The sequence below is a fragment of the Streptomyces sp. NPDC088725 genome (assembly GCF_044751305.1).
Lineage (GTDB): Bacteria > Actinomycetota > Actinomycetes > Streptomycetales > Streptomycetaceae > Streptomyces.
This window is the reverse complement of sequence record NZ_JBIVLO010000005.1, coordinates 515,686-540,805: the sequence shown is the minus strand read 5'-3', so window position 1 is coordinate 540,805 and position 25,120 is coordinate 515,686. Positions and strand designations below refer to the sequence as shown.

Genomic DNA, 25,120 nt, shown 5'->3' with positions numbered 1-25,120 from the left:
CCCGCACACACCCGAGGACAACCCTTAAGGGTCCAGGACCCCGGCCCCCGAGACCGCCCCCGAAGCGAGGCGGACTCAAGACCCGAACAACGACAGGGCGCCCTGGGCCACGGATAGTCTCGCGGCCCATGAGCGCTTCCTCGTCTCCGTACGGCCCGGATTCTCCGTACGGTCCCGCTTCTCCGTACGGCCCGGATTCTCCGTACCGCCCCGCTTCTCCGTACCGCCCCGACGCTCCACACGGCCCCGACGCGCACGCCTCCGTCGTCGTCGCCCGGGACGACAGCGGCAACGTCGCCGTCCTCAACGCGCCCTTCCCGCAGCACGGCGGCGCGTACCTGTTCCTGCCCGGCGGCCGGCAGGAATCCGGCGAGACACCGCTGGAGTGCGCCCAGCGCGAGCTGCGGGAAGAAGCCGGGGTGAGCGCCCGGTCCTGGGCACCTCTGGGCAGCTACGTCATCACGCTGACCGGCTCCGCGCGCCTGTCCCTCCATCTCGCCGAGGGACTGACTCTCGGTTCGCAGCAACTCACCGGCACCGAGCAGGATTTCGAACTCGCCTGGTGGCCCCTTGACGAAGCGATCAGCGCGGGCGCCGAAGGACGCTTTCTCCTGCCGGGCGGTCCGCTCGCGCTCCTGCTGGCCGAACGGCTCATCGCCCGGCGTCAGGCCGTCTGACCTCAGCCGGGTCTCCATGCCCTGCCGGGCAGCCCCCGCCCCCGGCCAGGGCGCACTGCCGCGCGGACAGGTGCGAATGAGAAGGTGGCTCCGGGAAAAGTACGTGCACAGGGAAAGGATCTCGTGAACGAGGACACGGCACCGGCCGAGGCGATACCCACGTCCCCGCCGGCGAGTGCCCCGCGCGGCCGGGGGCCGGTGGTCGCGGCGCTGATGCTCAGCATGGCGCTGGCCGCGCTGGACGGCACGATCGTCTCCACGGCCGTTCCGCAGATCGTCGGCGACCTCGGTGGGTTCTCCGTCTTCTCCTGGCTGTTCTCCGGTTATCTGCTCGCGGTGACCGTCACCCTGCCCGTGTACGGGAAGCTCTCCGACACCTTCGGACGCAAGCCCGTCCTGGTCGCGGGCATCATCCTCTTCGTCATCGGCTCGCTGCTCTGCGCCACGGCCTGGAACATGGCCGCCCTGATCGCCTTCCGCGTCGTCCAGGGCCTCGGCGGCGGCGCCCTCCAGGGCACCGTGCAGACCGTCGCCGCCGACCTGTACCCGCTCAAGGAACGCCCGAAGATCCAGGCCAAGCTGTCGACGGTCTGGGCCACGTCCTCGGTCGCGGGGCCCGCGCTCGGCGGGCTGTTCGCCGGGTACCTGGACTGGCGCTGGATCTTCCTGATCAACCTCCCGGTGGGGGCGATCGCGCTCTGGCTGATCGTCCGCCACCTGCACGAACCCCACCGTGAGCCGAAGACCGGAACATCGCGCGTCGACTGGGAAGGCGCCCTGGCGGTCTTCGCCACCGGAGCCCTGCTCCTCACCGCCCTGGTCCAGGGCGGGGTCGCCTGGCCCTGGGTCTCGTTGCCCTCGCTGTCCTTCTTCGGCGCCGCGGCGGTGCTCGCCGCCACCACCGTCGTGATCGAACGACGCGCCGCCGAACCGATCATCCCCGGCTGGGTCTGGCGCCGCAGGACCATCGCGTCCGTCAACCTGGCGCTGGGCGCGCTCGGCCTGCTGATGGTCGCCCCGACCGTCTTCGTCCCGACGTACGCCCAGTCCGTGCTCGGGCTGGGACCGATAGCCGCCGGCTTCGTCCTGTCCACGATGACCCTCAGCTGGCCGGTCAGCGCGGCGCTCTCCAACCGCGTCTACAACCGCATCGGCTTCCGCCTCACCGCGATCACCGGAATCAGCTTCGCCTTCCTGGCGCTGCTGGCCTTCCCGTTCCTGCCCTTCCCCGGGTCGGCCTGGCAGCCCGCGCTGATCATGCTGCTGCTGGGCGGCGCGCTGGGACTGTTCCAGCTGCCGCTGATCATCGGCGTGCAGTCCACGGTCGGCTGGTCGGAACGCGGAACGGCCACCGCGTCCATACTCTTCTGCCGCCAGGTCGGACAGAGCGTGGGCGCCGCGGTGTTCGGCGCGGTGGCCAACGGCGTACTGGCGGCCCGCCTGGCGAACGCCCCCGGCCTCCCCAGCGACGTGGACGAGATCTCACACACCCTGGAAAACGCGTCCGCCCTGACCACCCAAACGGCCGATTATCTGCGCCGGGCCGTGGACGCGGCGGTGGACGACGTCTTCCTCGGCGCGGCGGGGGCCGCGGCGATCGCGCTGCTGATCCTCGTCTTCGTGGCGCCGAAGCGCTTCCCGGTCATCCAGGAGCAGGACAAGAGCGACAGCTGACGGCCGGCGAACCGCGGAAAACGTCAGCCCTCCGCCGGCGCACGCCCCGTCAGACCCGCCAGGCTCTCCCGTACGTGCGCCATGTGCGCCCGCATCTCCTCCTGCGCCTCCGTCTGCTCCCGCACCACCCGTTCCGCGTCCCGCGCGATCCGCTCCGCCCGCACCTCCGCCTGCGCCACCAGCTCGGCCGCCTGGGCCTGCGCGTCCTCCACGCCGTGCCGCGCCAGCTCCCCCGCCTCCGCGAACGCGCGCTGCGCGTCGTCCAGCCGTACCGCCGCGTACGCCGTGCGCTCCGCGTCCGCCACCTCCAGCGCCGCCTCGCGCTCGGCGATCTCGCGCTCCGTCGCCGCCAGCCGTTCCGCCTGCTCCTTCTCCTGGTCCACCATCAGCTCGGACGTGCGCCGGCGCACCTCCTTGACGTCGGCCAGCACCCGCCCCCGCAGCTCCTTGGCCTCGACCCGGGCGGCGACCCGTTCCTCGTCGGCCATCGAGCGCGCGGCCGTCAGCACCTCCTGGGCGTACGTCTCCGCCGCCTCCCTGAGCGTTTCGGCCCACTCACGCGCCTGCGTGCGCACCGCACGGGCCTCGACCTCCGCCATGTCGATCACCGACTGCGACGCGTCGCGCGACTCCGTACGCAGCCGCTCGCCCTCGTCCGACGCCAGCGCCAGGATCTCCCGCGCACGGGCGCTGAGCGTGTCGTACGTCTGCGGCGGCAGCGACTCCACCCGCTCCCGCAGCTGCTCGGCCTCGCTCTCCATCCGCTTGGCGAGGACGGTGAGCCTGGCCACGCGCTCCCACGCGTCGTCGCGGTCCTGGGACAGCTCGGCGAGCAGCCGGTCGACCTGCTCGGGTCGGTAGCCACGGCCCCGTACGGGCGTGAAGCCATGAGCCGACAACGGTGCAGCACTCATCCTTGAAGCCCTCCTCCGACACACAACACACAACACGATCCGGCGCACATCCTGCTGGATCGAAGCGAAATGCGCATAATGCGACACTCCGCCCATCCATCTCGCTCAAGGATGCGTCATGAGACGACGAAGGCGCCCCTCGCGGTGTGCGAGGGGCGCCTCAGCCGTTCTCACGGCGGGACCGAGCGCTCGGAGGACGACCCGAAGGCGGCCCCGGGGCGGGGCCGCGGGACGCGGCTACAACAGGCCGTCCCACATCTGCTCGAGCAGCACCGACCACCAGGTGTCCGGCGACGACAGCGAGGCCGGATCCAGCGCGGCCAGCTGCGCCTGGAAGTCGACGGTCCACCGCCCCGCCTGCTCGGGCGTGAGCCCGAAGCGCAGCCGCCACATCCGGCCGAGCATCGCCATGCACCGGGTGAACTCCGGCAGCCCGGTGTTCACGAACTGCGCCGCCGCCGGCTGACCGCCGGGACCCGCCTCGACCGGCACGGCCATGATGTGCGCAGTGCCGTACTGCACACAGATCGCCCGGCCGAAGTCGGACCCGAGCACCAGGTACGACGACGCGTCGGGAGCCGCAGGCACCTGCCGCTGCGCCGCCAGCTCCGCGAGCGTCGGCACCACGGGCTGCGGAGGCTGCGCCCAGAAGAACGGACCGAAGTCCGCGGGCAGCCCCGCCCACACCAGCGTGCGCGCCACCGTCTCCGGCACGCCCTGGCGGGAGACCGCGCGCTGATCGAACCGGCAGATGCCCTGCGGACCGAACGCTCCCATCAGCTCCTGCGCGATGCCCTCCGGCGGGACCGGCGGCGCCGGAGGCACCGGCTGGAGCGGCGCCCGCATCGGCGCTGGACGCGCGGGACCGTCCGCCACCTGGTGCAACTCCCCCTGATGGGTGAGCAGATGCCGAATGCCCTGCTGACGGCTGGCGTGATCCTGACCGTACGGGGCGACGCTGGTGATCCGTACCTGCGGCCAGGTCTCCCGGATCATCCGCGCGCAGTAACCGCCGGGCAGCTCGCAGGACTCCAGCTCCGTGTGCAGTTCGAGCACCTGCTGCGGCGGCACGTTCATCGCGCGCAGCTCGTGCAGGATCTGCCACTCGGGGTGCGGCGTACCGGGCGCGGAACGCCGGATGAGCTGCGCCTCCGACCCGTCGGGCGCGCGGTAGCGCAGGACGGCCTGGTAACCGGGGCCCACAGTCGGGAGCCCGGCCTTGGGGTAGCCGTACGCGGGCGGCTGTACGCCACCGGGGCCCGGGCCGACGCCGGGGCCTGGGCCGACGCCGGGGCCCTGTGGCATACCGGGAGGGCCGGGGGGCGCCGGGGGGCCGGGGGGCGCCGGGGGGCCGGGCGGCTGAGCCGCCTGGCCGGGTCCGGCGAGCATCGTCGCGGCATGATGCACCCCACCGGGCGGAGTACCCGGCGGCTGACCAGCCCGGCCAGGACCAGGACCCTGGCCCGGTCCTCCCAGCGTCGTCGCCCCGTGGCGCACACCACCCGGCGGGCCGGGCGGAGTGGGCGCACCAGGTGGCCCCGGAGGCACCGGCGGACCCGGAGGCTGTGGCGGTACGGGGCCGGCCACGGGCGGGCCGGGCGGCGCCGAAGGCGGCGGCGGAGTCGCGCCGGGCCGTCCCGCCCCCGGGTCACCGGGAGCCCCGGGTACACCCGGAGCACCAGGAGGCGGCGGAGTCGCGGAACCGCTCCCGCGCGGACGTACGGGAGGGGACGCCATGCCCGTCACGGCGTCGGCGATGTCACCGGCGCCCGCACTCGGACCACGCCCTGCCGTGCCCGGCCCCGACGGCCGCCCCTGTCCCTGCCCCTGCCCCTGCCCCTGCCCAGCAGGCGTCGCCGGCGGCGGCGAAACCGCGCCGGGCGGCGGAGTCCGGAAGTCGTCCCTTTCCGGGAGCGGAGGCGCGAACACGGTCTGGGGCAGCGGTACGGAGGCGTCGTCCGCCGCCCCGTTGGTGTCCGTCCCGTCCCACGGCGTGACACCGCTCACCGAGCCACTCCCGACCGAGCTGTCCGAGCCACCCGCCGGCGGCGCGTCCGGCCGAGAGGCCTCACCCTGAGGGGACACGGCCCGGGGAGGCTCAGCCCGAGGAGGGTCAACCCGCGGAGGCCCGACCCGAGGAGGCGAATCCGCCGCCGCGTCCGCCCGCGCACGCCGGTGGTCCGGAATCCCCAGCTTGTCCGCCGCGTCCTGCAGCCACTCCGGCGGCGTCAGCAGGAACGACGTCTGGTTGAGGTCGATCCGCTGCGGCGCCTCGGCCGCCCCCGCACCGGCCCCCGCCGCGTCCTGGACGCCGTACTCCTCCTCGTACCGCCGGATCACCTCACCCACCGGCAGCCCCGGCCACAGCGTCGCCTCGCCGCTGTCCCTGGCGATCACCAGCCGCTGGCGGCCGCCGTCCGACGTCGGACCGTTCGCGCGGTCCTCCGCCCACACCACGAACCCCAGCTCGAACTCCCGTACCCGCACTTCACGGTGCTGATGGCCGGGCACATCGCCGTTGGCCCACTCTTCCGCGCGCTCCTGCGCCTGCGCGAAGGTCACCATCGCGGTCATCCCTCCACCGGGACGGCGCGCGCGAAGCCACCGTCCACCATCAGATTCGCCACGGTCTCCAGCTCCGGCGGACTGCCCGCGAGGCGCTGCAGAAACGCGTCGAAGTCGTCCCCGCAGGGCAGCATCAGCCGCTCCACGCGCTCCTGCACCGCCCAGCCGTCCTGGTCGCGCGCGTCGTCATACGCGCAGAACCAGACAGAACCGACCCGCTCGCCGCGCACCTTGACCGCGAGGATGCCGCCCTGGACGAACGCCACCCCCAGGTAGTCCTTGGTCATGTGGTCACGCAGGCACTTGTTGACGTACACGAGGTCGTTGACCGCCGCCTGATCCCGCACCGTGAAGAACGGCTGGTCCACCAGCAGCCCCAACTCCGGGTCCAGCGCCGCGCCCACCGGTGCGCAGCCGCCCGCCGCCTTCAGGAACGAACGGTAGGCACCCGGGAGCCGGTAGCCCAAGTCCTCCTCGATACCGAGAACTTGCTGCTCACCGACCGCCTCCGCGCCCTTCGGCAGCCTGAAATGAGCGGGACGGGTCTCCTGGAGCGGCCGTGTGCCCCGCTTGCCGTGGTCGACCGGCGTCGTCGCCAGACCGCCGTGATGCCGCAGCAGCGCCTTCACCTCGACCGGTACGAGCACCATCCGGCGCGAGGCCGGCTCGTGGTGCCAGGTCCAGCCGTGCGGCGTGGCCACCGCCGGGATCGTGTCCCACAACTCGTGCCCCGACGCGGCCAGCGCCGCGTTCGCCGACACGTAATCAGTGAGCCGCAGCTCGTCCACGCCGAACCCCTCCGGGGGCTCCGCGATCTCCGCCGCGGCACGCGCGTACGGCGAGAAATCCGGGTAGCCGCTGTCGTCCACACGCACACCTCTGGGATGGCGGGAGGCCCGGACCGGGTCCGGGAAATGCACGACCTGCCCGGCGTAGGCCGCGTTCGGTGGCGCGGCTCGCTGCCCGAGCCGACCTGTCGTCATGGCGGTTGCCCCCTGCTGCTCCTGGACGGTTCGGCACAGCCTATGCCGTGAAGCAATACGAAGCCCCGACGAACCTTTCCGGTGACAAACGGTCACAGCCGAATCACCCACCGCCGACGCCACGCCCTGAAACACGCCCCAGCTACCCGATGACCGCCCGCATTTGGCAGGCTGTCACCGCAACTGGGGGACGTGACACCAGCGGCCACCGCCGCGGGCACGGAGAGGGACAAGCACTTGTACACGGAACCAACAGACACACAGGGCGACCCGCGCCTCAGCTGGAGCAGCGTCGCGCCCCGGCGCGCACCCGGTCTCCAGCAGCGCAGGGACGGCATCCTGCCCGCCGTCGGCGCCGCGCTCTCCGTCCGCGGCGAGACCCTCACCTGCACCGCGGGCAAGGCGGAACAGCCGCCCGCCCTGCACCCGCTCGTACAGGACTTCCTCGACACCCTCACCAGCGGCCAGCGCGAACGCTTCACCGGCCGCTGCCCCGAGGCGATCCTCATCTCCCGCCACCTCACCGCCGTCGAAGCCGGGCGTTCCAAACGCGCGAGACGCAAACCGATCACCCACGGCGAAGCCCGCCGCGCCCTCAAACAGGCCAAGCTGACCGCCCGTCGCATCCGCGAGGACGGCGATCCGCTGCACGGCAGCTACGCGGCGCCCTGCCGGTCCTGTACCGCGATGCTCGACCACTTCGGCGTACGGCCCGTCGACCCCACCCAGAACGGCTGAACCGGCGACCATGCCCGACACCGACCCCACCCGCTTCCCCGCCCCCACCGACGCGGCGCTGCGCGACGCGGGCTGGCAGCCAGGACGCTGGGACATACAGCAGGCGGAGGAGTGGGCCGACGCCCTGCGCGCCCACGTCACCCCGTCGGGGCACCAGCACACGGTCTTCCCCGCGGCGGTCGAAGTCTGGGCGGAATTCGGCGGACTGCGCATCGCGGGCCCCGGACCCGGCCGCCAGATCGCCCCGGCGACCGTACGGATCGACCCGCTGGCCGGCGTACACCTCGCCCGTACGCTCTCCGACCTCGGCCGGGCCCTCGACACGGAGATCAGCCCGCTGGGCGAGGAAGGCGACGGGCAGGCGGTCCTCGCCATCGACGTCACCGGACGCGTCTACGGCATCGACCACACCGGCGACTGGTACCTGGGACGGAACTTCGCCGAGGCACTGACAGCCCTGATCACCGGCATGGAGCCGACGCGGCTGACGCCGGCCTGATCCGGCCGACGTCGTCCCGGTCGGGCCCAGGGCCCGGCGGCCCATACGGGTCCGCGCGGCAGGCCGCCGGGCCCTGGGCCGCCGTACGCGGCCTACGCGGCCCGCAGCGCACTACGCGGCAGGCGCGGGCAGCGGCCCCCGCGAGGCTGAGCCGCCGACACCCGCGAGGCTGAGCCGCCGTACCCCCTACGCGGCCCGCAGGTCAGGCAGTACGGCCGACACCCGGAAGCCCCCCGCGTCCGTCTCCCCCGAGACGAACACCCCGCCCAGCGCACTGACCCGCTCCCGCATCCCCAGCAGCCCGTTCCCACCGCTCGGCAACTTCGCGTCCCGCGCGCCACCGTCCGAAGGTCCGTTCTCCACCTGCATCGCGATCTCGGCGTCCCGGTGCGCGAGCCTGACCATCACCTTCGAACCCGCCGCGTGCTTGTGCACATTCGTCAGCGCCTCCTGCACGACGCGGTACGCCGTCTGCTCCACGGCGGGCGCGTACGCGCGCACAGGGCCGTGCACCGCCAGTTCCACCACCATCCCCGCCTCGCGGGACTGCCCCACCAACGCCTCGATGTCCTCCATGCCGGGACCGTCGTCAGCGGCCGCAGCGGCCGCCGCGGCGGCCGCCACCCCCACCGCGGCGAGCGGCGCCGGCTCCGGGGCGGGCGCCCCGTCAGCGGCCTTCCGTGCCGCCACCCGCTCGCCCGTACGCAGCACCCCGAGCATCTCCCGCAGCTCGGTCAGCGCCTGCCGCCCCATGTCCCCCACCAGCGCGGCGTTCTTCACCGCCTTCGCCGGATCCTTCAACGCCACCGCCTGCAACGCGGCCGCGTGCACCACCATCAGGCTCACCCGGTGCGCCACCACGTCGTGCATCTCCCGCGCGATCCGGGTCCGCTCCTCCGTACGCGCCCACTCCGCACGCTGCTCGGCCCGGTCGGCGAGCAGCGACAGCTCCTGCTCCAGGCTGTCCGCGCGCTCGCGCAGGCTCTCCATCAGCCGCCGCCGCGCCCCGACGTAGAGGCCGAACAGCACCGGCGGCGCGGTCAGGCCCAGCGACATCAGGACGGCGATGAACGGCACGTACCAGGGGTGCGCGTCCAGATTGGCGTGCGTCACGTTCTGCCGGGTCCGCACGAACGTCACGATGAGCGTCGCCGCCAGCGACATTCCGGCCAGCGCCCCGGTCATGCGGCGCGGCGCCTCGGAGGCGGCGAGCGTGTAGAGCCCCACGATGCCCATGACGTAGCCCATCTCGGCGGGCGTGACAGCGATCGAGACGAGCACCACGGCGGCCGGCCACCGGCGCCGCAGCAGCAGTACGGATCCGGCCAGCAGCCCGAGGAGCACCGCCACGGGCACCGGCACCGCGGCCGTGTCCGCGAACCGGACCCCCTCCAGCCCGCCTTCCAGGGCCGACACGGCGGCCAGCCCCACATCCAGCACAACACTCCGCCGACGCTCCCACCACCAGTAGCGGCGGGTGGTCATGCCCGTGACGCCCTGGAGTGCCCCCGTTGTGGTCATGTCTCCCAGCGTACGGGCGGGCGCCACTCATTTTCCGACGCCCACGCCAGCCAAAAACGAGCATCCGTTCGAGTCACATACAGGTTGATCACTCGACGTGATGAATCGCCCGCACATTCGAGCCGGAACCCCGTATTCCGTACGACGATCACCCACATGACCTCAATCAGCGGCAAATACGGCGACTTCGAAGCACTCAGAGAACAAGCGGTGGCCCTCCGCAGGCAGGGCCTGAGCCGCCGGCAAATCCGCGACCGGCTGCACGTCGACAACAACGACATCCTGAACAGACTCCTGGAGGGCGAGCCCCCACCGGAATGGACGAAACGCCCCAGAGCCAAGGACGACCTGCGCGACAAGGCACGAGAGCTGCGCCTGAAGGGCCTTACCTACGACCAGATACAGGTGGAGCTGGGCTGCTCGAAAAGCTCGATCTCACTGTGGGTTCGGGACCTGCCGAAACCGGTACGGCGCGATTCCGTCGAGCAGGCAAAGCTGGCTTCACGCAAGCGCTGGGAACACGAGTTGGCTGTACGCGACGAAGCACGGCAGGAGACGAAAGCCGCCGCATCGCGCGAGATCGGCACGATGACCGACCGAGAACTCTTCATCGCCGGGGTCGCTCTCTACTGGGCCGAAGGAACAAAAGACAAACCGTACGACCGCCGCGAAACCGTCGCCTTCGTCAACAGCGACCCCGGCGTGATCCAGGTCTACCTCGCCTGGCTCGACTTGCTCGGAGTGACACCCGAGCGCCTTTGCTACCGGGTCATGATCCACGCATCGGCCGAGGTGGAAGCCGCCGAAAGGTACTGGGCCGATCTTGTGGGCGTCGAGGTGTCCGCCCTCCAGAAGACCACCCTGAAAAAGCACAACCCGAAGACGGCACGGAAGAACGTCGGAGAGGAGTACCGGGGCTGCCTTGTCATCCGAGTCACCCAAGGAGCCGATCTGTACCGTCGCATTGAGGGCTGGTGGTACGGCATAGTGTTCAGTGCCCAAAGGACGAGCTGACCGATTGCCCGGTTTGACCGCCCTTGATCCCCCATGGTGTAATCAGGCAGCACTGCGCACTTTGACTGCGTCTGTTCAGGTTCGAATCCTGATGGGGGAGCCGGCAGTTCCGGGTCCTGACCTCCACGGTCAGGACCCGCATTCGTTTCCGGCCCGAAACCCCCCGGTATCCTGCGGGTGTCCATCACCCGAAGCCGAAGGGCATTCCCGTGAGCGCCAACCGCCCGGCAGCCGTCGTCGTCCTCGCAGCGGGTGAGGGCACCCGCATGAAGTCGAAGACCCCCAAGGTTCTGCACGAGATCTGCGGGCGCTCGCTCGTGGGACACGTGGTGTCCGCCGCCCGTGAACTCGCTCCCGAACATCTCGTCGTGGTCGTCGGCCACGCCCGTGAGCAGGTCGAGGACCACCTCTCCGCCGCCTTCGACGACGTACGCACCGCTTTCCAGGCCGAACAGAACGGCACCGGCCACGCCGTCAGGACCGGCCTCCAGGACCTCGGCAGCACGCCCGACGGGACCGTGATCGTCGTCTGCGGCGACACCCCGCTCCTGACCACCGGGACGCTGCGGACCCTCGCCGCTACGCACGCCGCCGACGGCAACGCCGTGACAGTCCTGACGGCCGAGGTGCCCGACGCCACCGGCTACGGACGGATCGTCCGCGACGGGGCGAGCGGCGCCGTGACCGCGATCGTGGAACACAAGGACGCCACCGACTCGCAGCGCGCCATCCGTGAGATCAACTCCGGCGTGTTCGCGTTCGACGGCGCGCTGCTGGCCGACGCGCTGGGCAAGGTCCGCACGGACAACAGCCAGGGCGAGGAGTACCTCACCGACGTGCTCGGCATCCTGCGCGAATCCGGCCACCGCGTCGGGGCCTCCGTCGCCGGGGACCACCGGGAGATCCTGGGCATCAACAACCGCGTCCAGCTGGCCGAGGCCCGCCGGCTGCTCACCGCGCGGCTGCTCGAACGCGCGATGCTCGCCGGGGTGACCGTGATCGACCCGGCGTCGGTGCAGGTGGATGTGACGGTCACGTTCGAGGAGGACGCGATCGTTCACCCGAACACGCAGCTGCTCGGCACCACACACCTCGCCGAGGGCGCCGAGGTGGGCCCGAACTCGCGGCTGAACGACACCACGGTGGGCGCGGGCGCCCGGGTGGACAACACGGTGGCGGACGGCGCAGAGGTGGGCGACCGGGCACTGGTCGGCCCGTACGCCTACCTGCGCCCCGGCACGAAGCTCGGCGCGAAGGCCAAGGCGGGTACGTACGTCGAGATGAAGAACGCGACGATCGGTGAGGGCGCGAAGGTTCCGCATCTGTCGTACGTCGGGGACGCGACGATCGGCGAGTTCACGAACATCGGCGCAGCGAGCGTCTTCGTGAACTACGACGGTGTGAACAAGCACCACACGACGATCGGCGCTCATTGCCGGACAGGTTCGGACAACATGTTTGTGGCTCCCGTCACGGTCGGGGACGGCGCCTACACCGCGGCCGGGTCCGTCATCACGAAGGACGTACCGGCCGGTTCGCTGGCCGTGGCCCGTGGCCAGCAAAGGAATATCAACGGTTGGGTGGCCCGGAAGCGTCCTGGGAGTGCCGCGGCGCAGGCCGCCGAGTCGGCATCCGGGAAGGCTGAGAGTGAAAGCTGACCGGAAACAGACGCGCCGTTCTCGGCGTACCGTGATATCTGCACGATTCGGCCGGCTCGCCGCGAAACGCGAGCGCGGCAGCAATCAACACGTCTGAGGAGACTGTGCTGTGACCGGGATCAAGACGACCGGCGAGAAGAAGATGATGTTCTTCTCCGGCCGCGCCCACCCCGAGCTGGCCGAGGAGGTAGCCGCCCAACTGGGGGTCGGGATTGTGCCGACCAAGGCTTTCGATTTCGCCAACGGTGAGATTTATGTGCGCTACCAGGAGTCGGCCCGTGGCGCGGACTGCTTCCTGATACAGAGCCACACCGCTCCGATCAATAAGTGGATCATGGAGCAGCTGATCATGATCGATGCTCTGAAGCGGGCTTCGGCCCGGAGCATCACCGTGATCGTGCCGTTCTACGGCTATGCGCGGCAGGACAAGAAGCACCGCGGGCGTGAGCCGATTTCGGCCCGTCTGGTGGCGGATCTGATGAAGACGTCGGGTGCCGACCGCATCCTGACCGTGGACCTGCACACCGACCAGATCCAGGGCTTCTTCGACGGCCCTGTCGACCACCTCTTCGCGCTGCCGGTCCTGGCGGACTACGTGGCCGGCAAGGTGGACCGGGACAAGCTGACCGTCGTGTCGCCTGACGCGGGCCGGGTGCGGGTCGCGGACCGCTGGTGCGACCGTCTCGGCGCGCCGCTGGCCATCGTGCACAAGCGCCGTGACAAGGATGTCGCCAATCAGGTGACCGTCCACGAGGTCGTCGGCAATGTGGCGGGCCGGGTCTGTGTGCTGGTGGACGACATGATCGACACCGGTGGCACGATCTGCGCCGCGGCGGACGCGCTGTTCGCGCACGGCGCGGAGGACGTGATCGTGACGGCGACGCACGGCGTGCTGTCGGGTCCCGCCGCCGACCGTCTGAAGAATTCGAAGGTCAGCGAGTTCGTGTTCACGAACACCCTGCCGGACCCCGGCAATCTTGAGGTCGACAAGATCACGGTGCTGTCGATCGCGCCGACGCTGGCGCGTGCGGTCCGTGAGGTCTTCGAGGACGGTTCGGTCACGAGCCTCTTCGAGGAGCAGGCGTAGCCACGCAACGTGTCCGGCTCCGCCGCCGGGCGGCGGTCGGAAGATCGATTTAGAATGCGGCCTCCCCGCCGGGTAGACTCACTGAGTTGCTCGGCGAGGGAGGCCGCACTTGTGTGCGGCGGTCCGTTATCGACGCGCTCTTCGTAGCAGGCCTGTCGTGGGCCGGGTGACCATCGTTTTTCTGTCACCTAGTACGTCAACCAGTACGTCGACGTCACGTGCGTCGCGTACATCTACGAGGAGTGCACTCATGGCCGAGCTGAAGCTCACCGCCGAGGTCCGCAGCGAGTTCGGCAAGGGCGCCGCCCGCCGTATCCGTCGTGAGGACAAGGTCCCCGCGGTCATCTACGGCCACGGCGCCGACACCGTCCACGTCACCCTTCCCGGTCACGCGCTGATGATGGCGCTGAAGACCGCGAACGTGCTGATCGACCTGGACGTCGAGGGCCGCAGCGAGCTGGTCATCCCCAAGGCTGTCGTGCGCAACCCGATCAAGGGCTTCATCGAGCACGTCGACCTGCTCGCGGTGAAGCGCGGCGAGAAGGTCAACGTCGAGGTCGCGGTGCACACCGAGGGCGAGCTGGCGCCGGGCGCCAACCTGCTGGAGAACGTCCTCAACACCCTCACCGTCGAGACCGAGGCCACCAACATCCCGACCTCCGTGACGGTCTCCATCGAGGGCCTGACCGCCGGTGACTCGATCCACGCGAAGGACGTTCCGCTGCCCTCGGGCACCACGCTGGTCACCGACGAGGACGCGGTCGTCATCCAGGTGCTGGCCGCCCAGGCCGAGGAGCCGTCCGCGGCCGAGGCCGCCGAGGCCGGCGCCGAGGCCTGAGTTCACGCACTGCCCCACGGGGTGGTGGGTTGTGGGCCGTTTCGACGGCCCGTGCCCGCCACCCCCGTTTTTCTGTCCGGAACCGGTACGCGAGGAGAGCTGAGGCTCGGATGACGACGGACGCCAGTGCCCCCTGGCTGATCGTGGGCCTGGGCAATCCAGGTCCTGAGTACGCGGCCAACCGGCACAATGTCGGTTTCATGGTGGCCGATCTCCTCGCGGAGCGGATCGGCGGTTCGTTCAAGCGGGCGCAGAAGGCGCAGGCCCAGGTGATCGAGGGCCGGATCGGTGCGCCGGGTCCGGCGAACCGCCGTGTGGTGCTGGCCAAGCCCGGTTCCTTCATGAACCTGTCCGGTGGTCCGGTCACCGCGCTGCGGGATTTCTACAAGGTGCCGACGGCGAACGTCGTCGCGGTCCATGACGAGCTGGACCTCGACTACGGCGCGCTGCGGGTGAAGCTCGGTGGCGGGGACAACGGTCACAACGGTCTGAAGTCGATGACGAAGGCGATGGGCGCGGAGTACCACCGGGTGAGGTTCGGGATCGGCCGGCCGCCGGGGCGTATGCAGGTGGCGGACTTCGTGCTGAAGGATTTCTCGTCGGCGGAGCGCAAGGAGCTGGCGTACTTCGTCGACCGTGCGGCGGACGCGGTGGAGGCTCTGGTGACGGAAGGCCTTGAGCGGGCGCAGACGGCGTACAACTCCTGATCCGGTCGCGTAGGGGCCCGCGTGCGGCCAGGGGCCCGTGTGCGACGCCTGAGCCGGCAACTGCGCTCCCCGGCGGGCCCCGCATACAACTCATGACAAGCCCGCGCATTTTCTGGCCTTCTCTGGCCAGAAGTTGACCGCGTGCGCCCGCATGGCCAAGGATCGCGCCATGCCGAGCCCGACCCACCCCGCACTGTCGTTCGGACGTACGGCCGCGATGGCCGTGGTCGCCCTCCTGCTCCTGGCCGGGGGCGTCTGGGCGTCCTGGAGCACGGCGCAGCACGTGATGCTCCCCAAGGGCCGTGAGCACGGCACTCTCTCCGTCGCGAGCTGCCGCGACGAGATCTGCACGGGCCCCTACGATCCCAAGGGTCCTGGCGGTCCGCGGGCCGGGATGTTCATCGCCGAGTCGGTGGCCGTGAAGCGGGGCGATACGTTCCCGGTGGTGGTGAAGCCGGACACGAACGAGGTGGTGCGCACGGGCACGGCTGGTGTGCTGTACGCCTGGGTGCCGCTCGGAGGTACGTTCCTGCTGGGGGCGCTGGTGGTCGGCGGCGGGATGCGGCTGACGCGTACGGCCTGGGGTCTGGCGGCGGCGGGCTCGGCCCTGCTGTTCGGCGCGTTCCTGGCGCTCTGAGCGCCGACAAGGCACCACACACGTACGGCGGCTGCCGGAGCAGCCGCCGTACGTGTGTATGGGGCGGTGATCAGCCGGTGTTGCGCAGTCCTGCCGCGACTCCGTTGACCGTCAGCAGCAGCGCCCTGGACAGCAGCGGGTCCGGTGTCTCCTCCCGCTCCGCCGCCGCGCGCTGGCGGGCCAGCAGCGAGACCTGGAGGTAGGAGATCGGGTCGAGGTAGGCGTCGCGGATCGCGAACGTCTGCTGGAGCACCGGGTTGGAGTCGAGGAGCTTCTGGCCCCCGGTGATCCGCAGTACTTCCTGCACGGTCAGCGCGTGTTCGGCCTCGATGGTCTCGAAGACGTGCCTGAGGTGGTCGGGGACAAGGGTGTCGACGTAGTGCCTGGCGATGCGCAGGTCGGTCTTGGCGAGCGTCATCTCGACGTTCGAGAGGAAGTTCTGGAAGAAGTGCCAGTGCTCGTGCATCTCGTCGAGCACGGTGTCGAGGCCGGCCTCGCGCAGCGCCTTGAGCCCTGATCCGACGCCGAACCAGCCGGGCACGATCTGCCGCGACTGCGTCCAGCCGAAGACCCACGGGATGGCCCGCAGTCCGTCGAGTCCGGCGCCCGAGTCGGGGCGGCGCGATGGTCGGGAGCCGAGGTGCAGGTCGGCGAGCTGGTCGACGGGGGTGGAGGCGAAGAAGTACGCGGGCAGGTCGGGGTCCTCGACCAGCCTGCGGTACGCGGAGTGCGCGGCGTCCGAGACGGTGTCCATGGCGGCGTCCCAGCGGGCCAGCGCCTCGTCGGACTGGCGCGGCGCGGTGTGCAGCGCGGAGGCCTGGAGGGTGGCGGCGACGGTCAGTTCCAGGTTCTCCCTGGCCAGGGAGGGGATGAGGTACTTGTCGGAGATGACCTCGCCCTGTTCCGTCACCTTGATCTCGCCTTCGAGCGTGCCCCACGGCTGCGCGAGGATCGCGTCGTGCGAGGGGCCGCCGCCGCGGCCGACGGTGCCGCCGCGGCCGTGGAAGAGGCGGAGCCGTACGCCGTGCCGGTGCGCGACGTCACGCAGCCGGCGCTGGGCGCGGTGGATCTCCCACTGGGAGGTGGTGATGCCGCCGAACTTGGAGGAGTCGGAGTAGCCGAGCATGACTTCCTGCACGTCACCGCGGAGCGAGACGAGCCGGCGGTACGAGGGGTCGGCGAGCATCTCGTCGAGGATGATGTCGGCGGCGCGCAGCTCGTCGGTGGTCTCCAGGAGCGGCACGATGCCGATCTTGGCCCAGCCGCCGTGCAGGTCGAGCAGGCCCGCTTCGCGGGCGAGGACGGCGGCGGCGAAGACGTCGTCGGCGCCCTGGCACATCGAGATGATGTAGGACTCGATGACCTCGGGGCCGAAGCGCTCGAAGGCCTGCTTGACGGTGTGGAAGACGCCGAGGGTCTTCTCTCCCGCGGCGTCCAGCGGGGCCGGGGTGGGGGCCAGCGGGCGGCGTGAGCGCAGCTCCTTGGCGAGCAGCTTCTGCCGGTAGTCGCGCGGCATGTCGGCGTAGCGCCACGATTCCTCGCCGAGCCGGTCGAACAGCTGGCCGAGGGCGTGGTGGTGGGCGTCCGCGTGTTCGCGTACGTCCATGGTGGCGAGCTGGAGCCCGAACGCGGCGAGGGTGCGGATGGTGCGGTCCATGCGGCCGTCGGCGAAGAGGCCGCCGCGGTGTTCGCGCAGGGAGGTCTGGATGAGGGTGAGGTCGGCGAGCAGTTCGGCGGTGCCGAGGTAGTCGCGGCCGTCCTCGTGGGGGATGTTCTTCGCCAGGCGTTCGCGGGTGTTGACGAGCTTCTGGCGGATGCAGGTGGCCTTGAGGCGGTACGGCTCTTCCGCGTTGAGGCGCTTGTAGCGGGGACTGATCTCCGGGAGACGCGCCAGGTCGGTCTGGAGCGAGTCGAGGAGTTCGTCGGTCGCGCCGGTGTAGCGGATCGAGTTGGAGAGCAGGCCGCGCAGGTAGTCGATGAGTTCGAGGGCGTCGGTGATGCCGTGTTCGTGCTGGAGTATCAGCACTTCGCGGGTGACGTCGGGGGTGACGTTCGGGTTGCCGTCGCGGTCGCCGCCGATCCAGGTGCCGAAGCTGAGCGGGCGGGTGCCGGGGGGAAGCTCGACGCCGACTCGTTCGAGTTCGGCCGTGAGGTCTTCGAGGACGTCACCGACGGCGCCGACGTGGAGTTCGTCGAGGTAGTAAATGGCGTTGCGCGCCTCGTCGGCGGGCTCGGGCCGGACGACGCGCAGTTCGTCGGTCTGCCAGATGAGGTCGATGGATTCGGCCAGCCGGAGGTCGTGGCGGCGCCGGTCGGCCTCGATCACGGGCGTTTCGAGCAGTTCGGCGATGCGGCGCAGCTTGTTCAGCACGGAGCGGCGGGCCGCTTCGGTGGGGTGCGCGGTGAAGACGGGCCGTACGTTGAGGTTCCTGACGGTCTCGCGCAGGTGTTCGGGATCGGCGTCCTTCAGCCGGTCCGCGGTGCGGGCGAGGAGTCCGCCCTCGGCGGCGCGCCGTTCGCGCATCTCGCGGCCTCGGTGCACCTGTTCGGTGACGTTGGCCAGGTGGAAGTAGGTGGAGAAGGCGCGCACCAGCTTGGCCGCGGTCTCCAGATCGGTGGCTCCGAGCAGTTCGGCGGCGGCTTCGCCGTCCTCGCGCGTGAGGGCGCGGACTCGCTCGACGAGTTCGAGCAGATCAGGGCTTTCCTGCCGGACGAGGGTCTCGCCCAGCAGGTCGCCGAGGCGGCGAATGTCGGAGCGCAATTCCGCGCTCGCGGATGTGGTCTGGTCGGCACTGCTCACAGGTGCGGCTCCTTGCAGTGTTCGAGCACGTCTGGAGTGGTTCTGGAAGCTTCGCGGGACCGCGCTGTCCGGCACCCCCCAGGATAGGTGCCCTTCTCTTTGTGTTATCCACAGGCCTCTTTTCGCGCCGTTGAGCACTGCCATACTGACGATGCCGTAGGTTACTCACCCGTATCCGGGCATCTGCCGTTTTCTCACCCCAGGGGACCCTCATGGCCACAAGCCCCGATGTGATCGAAGATTCCACCGAGCCCCCGCCGTCGTCCGACGGCGCGCCGGTCCCGTCCGCCACGCTGGGCGCGGACAGCAAGGGCTCCGTCGAGCAGTTCGCGCTGCTGCTGTTCATCGCCGTGCCGTTCGTCGCGCTGGTGGCGGCGGTGCCGCTGGCGTTCGCCTGGGGCGGTGTGAGCTGGCTCGATCTCGGCCTGATGGTGGCGATGTACTTCATCGGCTGTCATGGCATCACGATCGGCTATCACCGCTACTTCACCCATGGATCCTTCAAGGCCAGGCGTCCTTTGCGCATCGCGCTGGCGGTGGCGGGTTCGCTCGCCGTGGAGGGCCCGCTGGTCCGCTGGGTGGCGGACCACCGCAAGCATCACAAGTTCTCCGACGCCGAGGGCGACCCCCACTCGCCGTGGCGTTTCGGCGAGACGCTGCCGGCGCTGCTGAAGGGCCTGTGGTGGGCGCACATCGGCTGGCTCTTCGACGAGGAGCAGACGTCGCAGCACAAGTACGCGCCGGATCTGATCAAGGATCCGGCCCTGCGGGCGGTGTCCCGGCAGTTCGCGTTGTGGACGGCCGTCTCGCTGCTGCTCCCGCCGCTCGTCGGCGGTCTGGTCACGATGTCGTGGTGGGGGGCGGCCACCGCCTTCTTCTGGGGGTCACTGGTTCGGGTGGCTCTGCTGCATCACGTGACGTGGTCGATCAACTCGATCTGTCATGCCGTGGGGAAGCGTCCGTTCAAGTCGCGTGACCGGTCGGGCAATGTGTGGTGGCTCGCGGTCCTCTCCTGCGGGGAGTCGTGGCACAACCTGCATCACGCGGACCCGACGAGCGCGCGGCACGGCGTGCTGAAGGGGCAGGTGGATTCGAGCGCGCGGCTGATCCGCTGGTTCGAGCAGTTCGGCTGGGCATCGGACGTGCGCTGGCCGAGCCCCACCCGTATCGACTCCCGGCGGCAGGAATCGACAGGCGCGGCCTCCAACGCGGCATGATGGGCACCGTGGCGATCGACGGAAATACGAGCAACACGGGCGGCACTGGCGGCACAAGCGGTACGAACGGTGCGCGTGGCGCGAGCGCGGCGCGCACTGCGGGCGGTGCGCGTGGCGCGAGCGGCGCGCGCACCGGGAGCAGCACCGAGAAGGGCCGGCCCGCGGAAGGCGGGCGCACTCGCCGTGTCCGTATGACCGGGGCCGAACGCCGCGAGCAACTGCTTGACATCGGTCGCACGGCCTTCGCCGAGAAGGGCTTCGAGAGCACGTCGGTCGAGGAGATCGCGGCGAAGGCCGGGGTCTCCAAGCCGGTGGTGTACGAGCACTTCGGCGGCAAGGAGGGGCTGTACGCGGTGGTCGTGGACCGCGAGATGCGCCAGCTGCTGGACATGGTGACCGGCGCGCTGACCGCCGGTCACCCCCGCGAGCTGCTGGAACAGGCCGCGTTCGCGCTGCTCGACTACATCGAGACGTACACGGACGGCTTCCGCATCCTGGTCCGCGACTCGCCGGTCGCGCAGTCCACGGGTACGTTCGCCTCGCTGATCAGCGATATCGCCACGCAGGTGGAGGACATCCTCGGCCTGGAGTTCAAGGCCCGCGGTTTCGACCCGAAGCTGGCCCCGCTGTACGCGCAGGCGCTGGTGGGCATGGTGGCGCTGACGGGCCAGTGGTGGGTGGACGCCCGCCACCCGGAGAAGTCCGAGGTCGCGGCCCACCTGGTCAACCTGGCCTGGCACGGCCTGGGCAACCTGGAGGCGAAGCCGCGCCTGATAGGCCACCGCAAGTTCTGACGGCGGGGCGCGATGCGGTGCCGGCGGGTCTGGGTCCTGGTCCGGGCCCGGGTCCTGTCAGGAGCGAGTGATCGCGCCGCCGATGGCGAAGCCCTTGGCGGGACCGTCCGGGATGATCGCGTCCGTGCCGTAGGGGACGCGGTGTTCGTCGGCGTAGGTGGCCTTCTCGCTGTCGGGACCGGCCAGCACGGAGACGATTCCCTCTCCGTCGGAGTCGTCGACAAGCACGTAGAGCGGAATCCCGGCGCGCGCGTATTCGCGGCGCTTGCGCACCCGGTCGCGTTCGATGTTCCGATGGCCGGGCGAGACGACCTCGATGACCATGGCGACTCCGGCAGCGTCTACACCGAGGCCATCTTCATCAGGGATCTCGTCCAGATCCACAGGTGCGACAAAGAGATCCGTCATCCACGACCTCCGGCCGTGGATGACGTTGATGTGTTGGTAGGGCGCGAAGTCAGCGTCGGCCGGACAGACCTCCAGCGCACTACGCAGACGGTTGATGAGCACGCCGTGTTCAGTCTGGACATGGCCGCCGCTGCGGCACAAGCGACTGACGCGGAGTGACGAGGCAGCATCAGGACGCCGTGCGGGCGACGGCGAAGATGCGGCGGAAGGGGAACACCGTGCCGTGCTCGCCCGGTGGGTAGGCCTCGCGGAGCAGGTCGCGGTACTCGGTGGTGAACGCGGCCGTGGCCTCGGGGTCGTCCGCGAGTTTGGTGAGGACCGGGCGCAGCGCCGTGCCCTTGACCCAGTCGAGTACGGGGTCCTCGCCGGTGAGCAGTTGCAGGTAGGTGGTTTCCCAGACGTCCGCCGCGCAGCCGAGGTCCGAGAGGCGGTCCAGGTAGTCCGCGGGTGCCAGGACCGGTGTGTCGCGCCAGCCCGCGCCGGCCAGGCGGTCGCGCCAGCGCGGGCTGCCGCTCAGTTCGGCGAGCAGGGTGTGGCTGGGGCCGGTGAAGTTGCCCGGCACCTGGAAGGCGAAGGTGCCTCCGGGGACGAGTCCTTCGATCCAGGCCGCGAAGGAGCCGGCATGGCCGGGGACCCATTGCAGGGCCGCGTTGGAGACGATCAGGTCGTACGGCTCCTGCGGTGTCCAGCGGCGGGCGTCGGCGGCGCGGAAGTCCATCGTTCCGCCGCCGGGCGTGGGGCCCTCGTATCCTTCCCGGGCCTTGTCGAGCATCTGCGGCGAGTTGTCGAAGCCGGTGATGCGGGCGGTCGGCCAGCGCTCCGCGAGGAGCGCCGTGACGTTGCCCGCGCCGCAGCCGATGTCGGCGATCCTGGCGGGCCTGTCCGTCGCGGGCGGTTCGGGGATGCGGGCGAGGAGGTCGAGGAACGGCCGGGTGCGGTGGCCGGAGTGCCTGAGGTACTGGTTCGGGTCCCAGGTCGGTGAGGACGACGGGGCGACCGGGGACTCTCCGGCCGAGGGCCGCGTCGTCGGCGACTGTCCGGCCGAGGACTGTCCGGGTGAGGGGTCTCCGGTCGGGGGCTGTGCGGTCGAATTCATGTGCGGACCTCCTTGCGGGTACGGGAAAGCCCGGCGTGAAGGTGTGTGCGCCCAAGCCGTGATCCAGCTTGCACCCCGAAATGTCTTGACGTCAAGAGACTTCATGTCGAGGGACCCCCTACACTGATTCCCATGGAGGACGAGGTCGACCGACTGGTTGCAGCATGGCGCCGCGAGCGCCCTGACCTCGACGTGGAACCGCTCGAGGTACTGAGCCGCGTCAGCCGGCTGGCCCGCCATCTCGACCGCGCCCGCCGGCTCGCGTTCGCCGAGCACGGTCTGGAGCCCTGGGAGTTCGACGTACTGACCTCGCTGCGGCGCACCGGAGCGCCGTACCAGCTCTCGCCGGGACAGCTGCTGACCCAGACGCTCGTCACCTCGGGCACGATGACGAACCGCATCGACCGGCTTGCCAAGAAAGGCCTGGTCGAGCGGTTGCCCGACCCCAGCGACCGGCGTGGGGTGCTCGTACGGCTCACGGTCGAGGGACAGGACCGCGCGGATCAGGCGCTCGCCGGGCTGCTCACCCAGGAGCGCGCGATCCTCGCGGAACTGTCCCGTGCGCAGCGCGCGGAACTGGGCGCGCTGCTACGCCAGTTGACCGCCCCGTTCGACAACGTTCCCGGCTAGGTCGACGGGACCGACCCCGGCCCTGCGCGCCAGCGCCACGGCGGCGAGCGTGGAGTGGACGCCCAGCTTTCCCAGCACGTTCTGCATGTGCGTGCGCACCGTGTGCGGGGAGAGGAACAGCCGCTCGGCGACGGCCTTGCGTCCGAGCCCGGCGACCATGCAGCGCAGCACCTCACGCTCGCGCGGTGTCAGCGACTCGACGAGCAGTTCGCTCTCGGTGCGGTGCTTGCGGGTGGCCGTCAACTCCCGCAGTACACCGGTGAGCAGAGCGGGCGGCAGATGCGTCTCGTCGCGCAGGACTCCCCGTATCACCGCCAGCAGCCGTTGCAGCGAGCAGTCTTTGGCGACCCAGCCGGACGCGCCCGCCTGGAGCGCCTGCGCCGCGCGGTGCTCGTCGTCCTTCTCCGCGAGCACGACCGTGCGGATGGACGGCTGGCGCGAGCGGACGCCGGCGACCAGCGAGAGGCCGTCGACCAGAACGATGTCGCCGTTGTCGGGCACGGCCCGCGCGACCGGTACCTGAACCGGTCCCGTGACCGCGCCGAGGTCGGCGTCGACCAGCATCACGTCGAACTTGCGGCCCTCTGCCGCCGCCCGCTCCAGGCATCGCAGCGCGGCGGGACCGCTGCCGGCCGCCGCCACGTCCACATCAGGCTCGGCCGCCAGAGCAGCCGCCAGCGACTCGGCGAAGATGCGGTGGTCGTCCACCACCAGAACCCGAATACGTATCAATGGACACCCCCAGATGGTGAGGAGTGGACATCCGCGGGTACGGCGCCCGGCGTACGGGAGTTACGTCAGTGACGCGGCCGCCGCCGCGCGCCGGCCGTAGCCCCGCCCCGGGCGTCCGTGCCCGATTCGTCTCCACCCCTGATCAGCACCGGCCCCCACCGGTGCTGTGCATCAGCGTACGGGCGGTGGCCCCGGGGGGAAGGAAAATCGCGGAAATGGTTGCCCCAAGCCTCTGTCCGGGTGTTTAGGGTGGGGCGCATGTTTCGTATTGAGACAGAAATCGACAAGGACCGGCGCAACGTGCTCCACGAGCGGCTGCGGGACACCAACACGGAGCGCTCCCCCGTCCTGCGGGCGCTGCGGACCAGTCCGCTCGACAACGAACTGCCGCTGCACGTCTGGCTGATGGAGGAGTCGACGGGCGAACTGGCCGGCGGTCTCACCGGCCGCACCTGGGCGCGCTGGCTGCATGTCGACCTGCTCTGGGTCGACGCGCGGCACCGCGGCACCCGCCTCGGCGCGGGTCTCCTCGCGGAGGCGGAGCGGCTGGCCCGCACCGAACGTTCCTGCGCGCGCTCGCGGCTGGAGACCTGGGACTTCCAGGCGCCGGACTTCTATCGCAAGCAGGGCTACGAGATCGCCGGGCAGGTCACGGACTACCCGCCCGGCGTCACCGAATACATCCTCACCAAGAAGATCGGCTGAGCCGACAGGACCGGCTGAACCCGCCTGTCCCATCAGCCCACTCGGCCCGCTCAGGCCACCCGGCGCGCCCCCTGCGAGGGAACGGCGGGGAAGATCCGCGGGGCGGTGTGGCCGGCCGCCGCGAACGCCTCCGTGACCGCCTTCGACACCACGGCCGCCGTCGCCTCCTCGACCAGGACGATCGCCGAGCCGCCGAAGCCGCCGCCCGTCATCCTGGCGCCGAGCGCGCCCGCCGCCGTCGCGGAGCTGACGACGAGGTCCAACTCCGGGCAGGACACCCGCAGATCGTCGCGGAGCGAGACGTGCCCCTCGACCAGGACCGGGCCGACCGCGCGGACATCGCCCGCGTCCAGCAGTGCGATGACCTGCTCCACCCGGTGGTCGTCGCTCACGACATGGCGGACGTAACGGCGTACGTTCTCGCCCTCGTCCGCCAACCGCTCCAGCGCCGAGGGCAGTTCGGCGTACGGAACGTCACGCAGCGCACGGACGCCGAGCGCCCGCGCGCCCGCCTCGCAGCCCGCGCGCCGTTCCGCGTAAGCCCCGTCGCCCAGCGCGTGCTTGACGCGGGTGTCGACCACCAGGAGCTGGAGTCCCTGGGCCGCGAGGTCGAACGGCACCTGGCGCTGGGACAGATCGCGGGTGTCGAGGTACAGCGCGTTGCCCTCGGTACAGCACGCGGAGGCCATCTGGTCCATGATTCCGCACGGGACGCCGACGAAGTCGTTCTCGGCGCGCTGCGCCAGGACCGCCAACTGCGATGCGCTGAGGCCCAGTTCGTACAGGTCGTTCAGCGCGGTCGCGGTGACGACCTCCAGCGCCGCCGACGAGGAGAGCCCGCCGCCGGTCGGCACCGTCGAGGAGAGGTGGATGTCCGCGCCGGTGACCGGGTGGCCCGCTTCCCGCAGCGCCCAGACGACGCCTGCCGGGTAGGCGGCCCAGCCGGTGTCGGAGAGCGGTTCGAGGGCGTCGAGGCGCAGTTGGACGACGCCCTGCGACACGTCGGCGGAGTGCACCCGCAGGACGCCGTCCGTACGGCGTGAGACCGCCGCGACCGCGGTGTGCGGCAGTGCGAGCGGCATCACGAAACCGTCGTTGAAGTCGGTGTACTCGCCGATCAGGTTGACCCGGCCCGGCGCGGCCCAGACACCCTCGGGCCCGGCGCCGTACAGCTCCGTGAACGCGTCCTCGATGGTCACCGTCGTCACTGTCGGCTCTCCCTCTTC

24 protein-coding genes and 1 tRNA gene are annotated in these 25,120 nt (G+C 70.6%); 16 read left to right on the top strand and 9 right to left on the bottom strand.

Annotated elements, in window-relative coordinates:
• Positions 1 to 128 precede the first annotated feature (128 nt).
• Positions 129 to 677: an NUDIX domain-containing protein gene (locus ACIP6N_RS15815; protein WP_401815993.1), complete on the top strand. Its 549-nt coding sequence runs from the start codon at positions 129 to 131 to the stop codon at positions 675 to 677.
• Positions 678 to 890: 213 nt separating this feature from the next.
• On the top strand, positions 891 to 2,351 hold the full coding sequence (locus ACIP6N_RS15810) for an MFS transporter (protein WP_401816235.1): 1,461 nt from the start codon (positions 891 to 893) through the stop codon (positions 2,349 to 2,351).
• A gap of 23 nt (positions 2,352 to 2,374) precedes the next feature.
• Here the strand turns inward: ACIP6N_RS15810 and ACIP6N_RS15805 are convergent, their stop codons facing one another.
• Positions 2,375 to 3,265: a DivIVA domain-containing protein gene (locus ACIP6N_RS15805; RefSeq protein WP_401815991.1), complete on the bottom strand. Its 891-nt coding sequence runs from the start codon at positions 3,263 to 3,265 to the stop codon at positions 2,375 to 2,377.
• Positions 3,266 to 3,502: 237 nt separating this feature from the next.
• Positions 3,503 to 5,524, bottom strand: coding sequence for an SUKH-4 family immunity protein (locus tag ACIP6N_RS15800; protein ID WP_401816233.1), 2,022 nt, complete (start codon positions 5,522 to 5,524; stop codon positions 3,503 to 3,505).
• Here ACIP6N_RS15800 and ACIP6N_RS15795 point away from each other — a divergent pair.
• On the top strand, positions 5,460 to 5,765 hold the full coding sequence (locus ACIP6N_RS15795; RefSeq protein WP_401815989.1) for a hypothetical protein: 306 nt from the start codon (positions 5,460 to 5,462) through the stop codon (positions 5,763 to 5,765). The two genes, ACIP6N_RS15800 and ACIP6N_RS15795, sit on opposite strands and share 65 nt — an antisense overlap.
• Positions 5,766 to 5,835: 70 nt before the next feature.
• On the opposite strand, the gene ACIP6N_RS15790 is transcribed toward ACIP6N_RS15795, so the two are convergent.
• Positions 5,836 to 6,813: an HNH endonuclease gene (locus tag ACIP6N_RS15790; RefSeq protein ID WP_401815988.1), complete on the bottom strand. Its 978-nt coding sequence runs from the start codon at positions 6,811 to 6,813 to the stop codon at positions 5,836 to 5,838.
• Between the two features lie 237 nt (positions 6,814 to 7,050).
• On the opposite strand from ACIP6N_RS15790, the gene ACIP6N_RS15785 reads away from it, so the two are divergent.
• The gene (locus ACIP6N_RS15785) at positions 7,051 to 7,551 is read left to right on the top strand and encodes a YwqJ-related putative deaminase (protein WP_401816231.1); all 501 of its coding nucleotides are present in this window, start codon (positions 7,051 to 7,053) and stop codon (positions 7,549 to 7,551) included.
• Positions 7,552 to 7,561: 10 nt separating this feature from the next.
• On the top strand, positions 7,562 to 8,050 hold the full coding sequence (locus ACIP6N_RS15780) for an SUKH-3 domain-containing protein (protein WP_401815986.1): 489 nt from the start codon (positions 7,562 to 7,564) through the stop codon (positions 8,048 to 8,050).
• Positions 8,051 to 8,236: 186 nt separating this feature from the next.
• Here ACIP6N_RS15780 and ACIP6N_RS15775 read toward each other — a convergent pair whose 3' ends face one another.
• A complete protein-coding gene (locus ACIP6N_RS15775; protein ID WP_401815984.1) occupies positions 8,237 to 9,571 on the bottom strand; it encodes a sensor histidine kinase in 1,335 nt (444 codons plus the stop codon).
• 156 nt (positions 9,572 to 9,727) lie between these two features.
• On the opposite strand from ACIP6N_RS15775, the gene ACIP6N_RS15770 reads away from it, so the two are divergent.
• The 7 genes from ACIP6N_RS15770 (at position 9,728) to ACIP6N_RS15740 (ending at position 15,512) form a co-directional block, all read left to right on the top strand.
• A complete protein-coding gene (locus tag ACIP6N_RS15770; protein ID WP_401815982.1) occupies positions 9,728 to 10,585 on the top strand; it encodes a hypothetical protein in 858 nt (285 codons plus the stop codon).
• Positions 10,586 to 10,612: 27 nt separating this feature from the next.
• Positions 10,613 to 10,685, top strand: a tRNA-Gln gene (locus tag ACIP6N_RS15765).
• Positions 10,686 to 10,794: 109 nt separating this feature from the next.
• The gene (glmU, locus tag ACIP6N_RS15760; RefSeq protein ID WP_401815980.1) at positions 10,795 to 12,243 is read left to right on the top strand and encodes a bifunctional UDP-N-acetylglucosamine diphosphorylase/glucosamine-1-phosphate N-acetyltransferase GlmU; all 1,449 of its coding nucleotides are present in this window, start codon (positions 10,795 to 10,797) and stop codon (positions 12,241 to 12,243) included.
• 109 nt (positions 12,244 to 12,352) lie between these two features.
• Positions 12,353 to 13,330 carry a ribose-phosphate diphosphokinase gene (locus ACIP6N_RS15755; protein ID WP_401815978.1) on the top strand — a complete coding sequence of 326 codons (978 nt, stop codon included), beginning with the start codon at positions 12,353 to 12,355 and terminating at the stop codon, positions 13,328 to 13,330.
• Positions 13,331 to 13,580: 250 nt separating this feature from the next.
• Complete coding sequence (locus ACIP6N_RS15750; protein WP_401815976.1) at positions 13,581 to 14,168, top strand: 50S ribosomal protein L25/general stress protein Ctc; 588 nt, start codon at positions 13,581 to 13,583, stop codon at positions 14,166 to 14,168.
• A gap of 110 nt (positions 14,169 to 14,278) precedes the next feature.
• Positions 14,279 to 14,875, top strand: a complete 597-nt coding sequence (gene pth / locus ACIP6N_RS15745) for an aminoacyl-tRNA hydrolase (RefSeq protein ID WP_401815974.1) — start codon at positions 14,279 to 14,281, stop codon at positions 14,873 to 14,875.
• 169 nt (positions 14,876 to 15,044) lie between these two features.
• Positions 15,045 to 15,512 (top strand): hypothetical protein, encoded by a 468-nt coding sequence (locus tag ACIP6N_RS15740; protein ID WP_401815972.1) that lies wholly within the window; start codon positions 15,045 to 15,047, stop codon positions 15,510 to 15,512.
• Positions 15,513 to 15,582: 70 nt separating this feature from the next.
• On the opposite strand, the gene ppc is transcribed toward ACIP6N_RS15740, so the two are convergent.
• On the bottom strand, positions 15,583 to 18,312 hold the full coding sequence (gene ppc, locus ACIP6N_RS15735; RefSeq protein WP_401815970.1) for a phosphoenolpyruvate carboxylase: 2,730 nt from the start codon (positions 18,310 to 18,312) through the stop codon (positions 15,583 to 15,585).
• 212 nt (positions 18,313 to 18,524) lie between these two features.
• On the opposite strand from ppc, the gene ACIP6N_RS15730 reads away from it, so the two are divergent.
• A complete protein-coding gene (locus tag ACIP6N_RS15730; RefSeq protein ID WP_401815968.1) occupies positions 18,525 to 19,529 on the top strand; it encodes an acyl-CoA desaturase in 1,005 nt (334 codons plus the stop codon).
• On the top strand, positions 19,529 to 20,323 hold the full coding sequence (locus ACIP6N_RS15725; RefSeq protein ID WP_401816230.1) for a TetR/AcrR family transcriptional regulator: 795 nt from the start codon (positions 19,529 to 19,531) through the stop codon (positions 20,321 to 20,323). Before ACIP6N_RS15730 ends, ACIP6N_RS15725 begins: the two co-directional genes overlap by 1 nt.
• 57 nt (positions 20,324 to 20,380) lie before the next feature.
• Here ACIP6N_RS15725 and ACIP6N_RS15720 read toward each other — a convergent pair whose 3' ends face one another.
• Together ACIP6N_RS15720 and ACIP6N_RS15715 are read right to left on the bottom strand one after the other, a co-directional pair.
• Positions 20,381 to 20,833, bottom strand: a complete 453-nt coding sequence (locus ACIP6N_RS15720) for a Uma2 family endonuclease (RefSeq protein ID WP_401816229.1) — start codon at positions 20,831 to 20,833, stop codon at positions 20,381 to 20,383.
• Positions 20,834 to 20,900: 67 nt separating this feature from the next.
• Positions 20,901 to 21,827 carry a trans-aconitate 2-methyltransferase gene (locus tag ACIP6N_RS15715; protein ID WP_401815966.1) on the bottom strand — a complete coding sequence of 309 codons (927 nt, stop codon included), beginning with the start codon at positions 21,825 to 21,827 and terminating at the stop codon, positions 20,901 to 20,903.
• Between the two features lie 132 nt (positions 21,828 to 21,959).
• Here ACIP6N_RS15715 and ACIP6N_RS15710 point away from each other — a divergent pair, with 132 nt between their 5' ends.
• Positions 21,960 to 22,457 (top strand): MarR family winged helix-turn-helix transcriptional regulator, encoded by a 498-nt coding sequence (locus ACIP6N_RS15710; protein ID WP_401815964.1) that lies wholly within the window; start codon positions 21,960 to 21,962, stop codon positions 22,455 to 22,457.
• Here ACIP6N_RS15710 and ACIP6N_RS15705 read toward each other — a convergent pair.
• Positions 22,416 to 23,189 carry a LuxR C-terminal-related transcriptional regulator gene (locus ACIP6N_RS15705; protein WP_401815962.1) on the bottom strand — a complete coding sequence of 258 codons (774 nt, stop codon included), beginning with the start codon at positions 23,187 to 23,189 and terminating at the stop codon, positions 22,416 to 22,418. The two genes, ACIP6N_RS15710 and ACIP6N_RS15705, sit on opposite strands and share 42 nt — an antisense overlap.
• A gap of 258 nt (positions 23,190 to 23,447) precedes the next feature.
• Here ACIP6N_RS15705 and ACIP6N_RS15700 point away from each other — a divergent pair, with 258 nt between their 5' ends.
• Entirely contained in the window at positions 23,448 to 23,894 is a 447-nt protein-coding gene (locus ACIP6N_RS15700) for a GNAT family N-acetyltransferase (protein WP_401815960.1), read from the top strand.
• Positions 23,895 to 23,944: 50 nt separating this feature from the next.
• Here the strand turns inward: ACIP6N_RS15700 and galK are convergent, their stop codons facing one another.
• Positions 23,945 to 25,102, bottom strand: a complete 1,158-nt coding sequence (galK, locus tag ACIP6N_RS15695) for a galactokinase (RefSeq protein WP_401815958.1) — start codon at positions 25,100 to 25,102, stop codon at positions 23,945 to 23,947.
• Between the last annotated feature and the right edge of the window lie 18 nt (positions 25,103 to 25,120).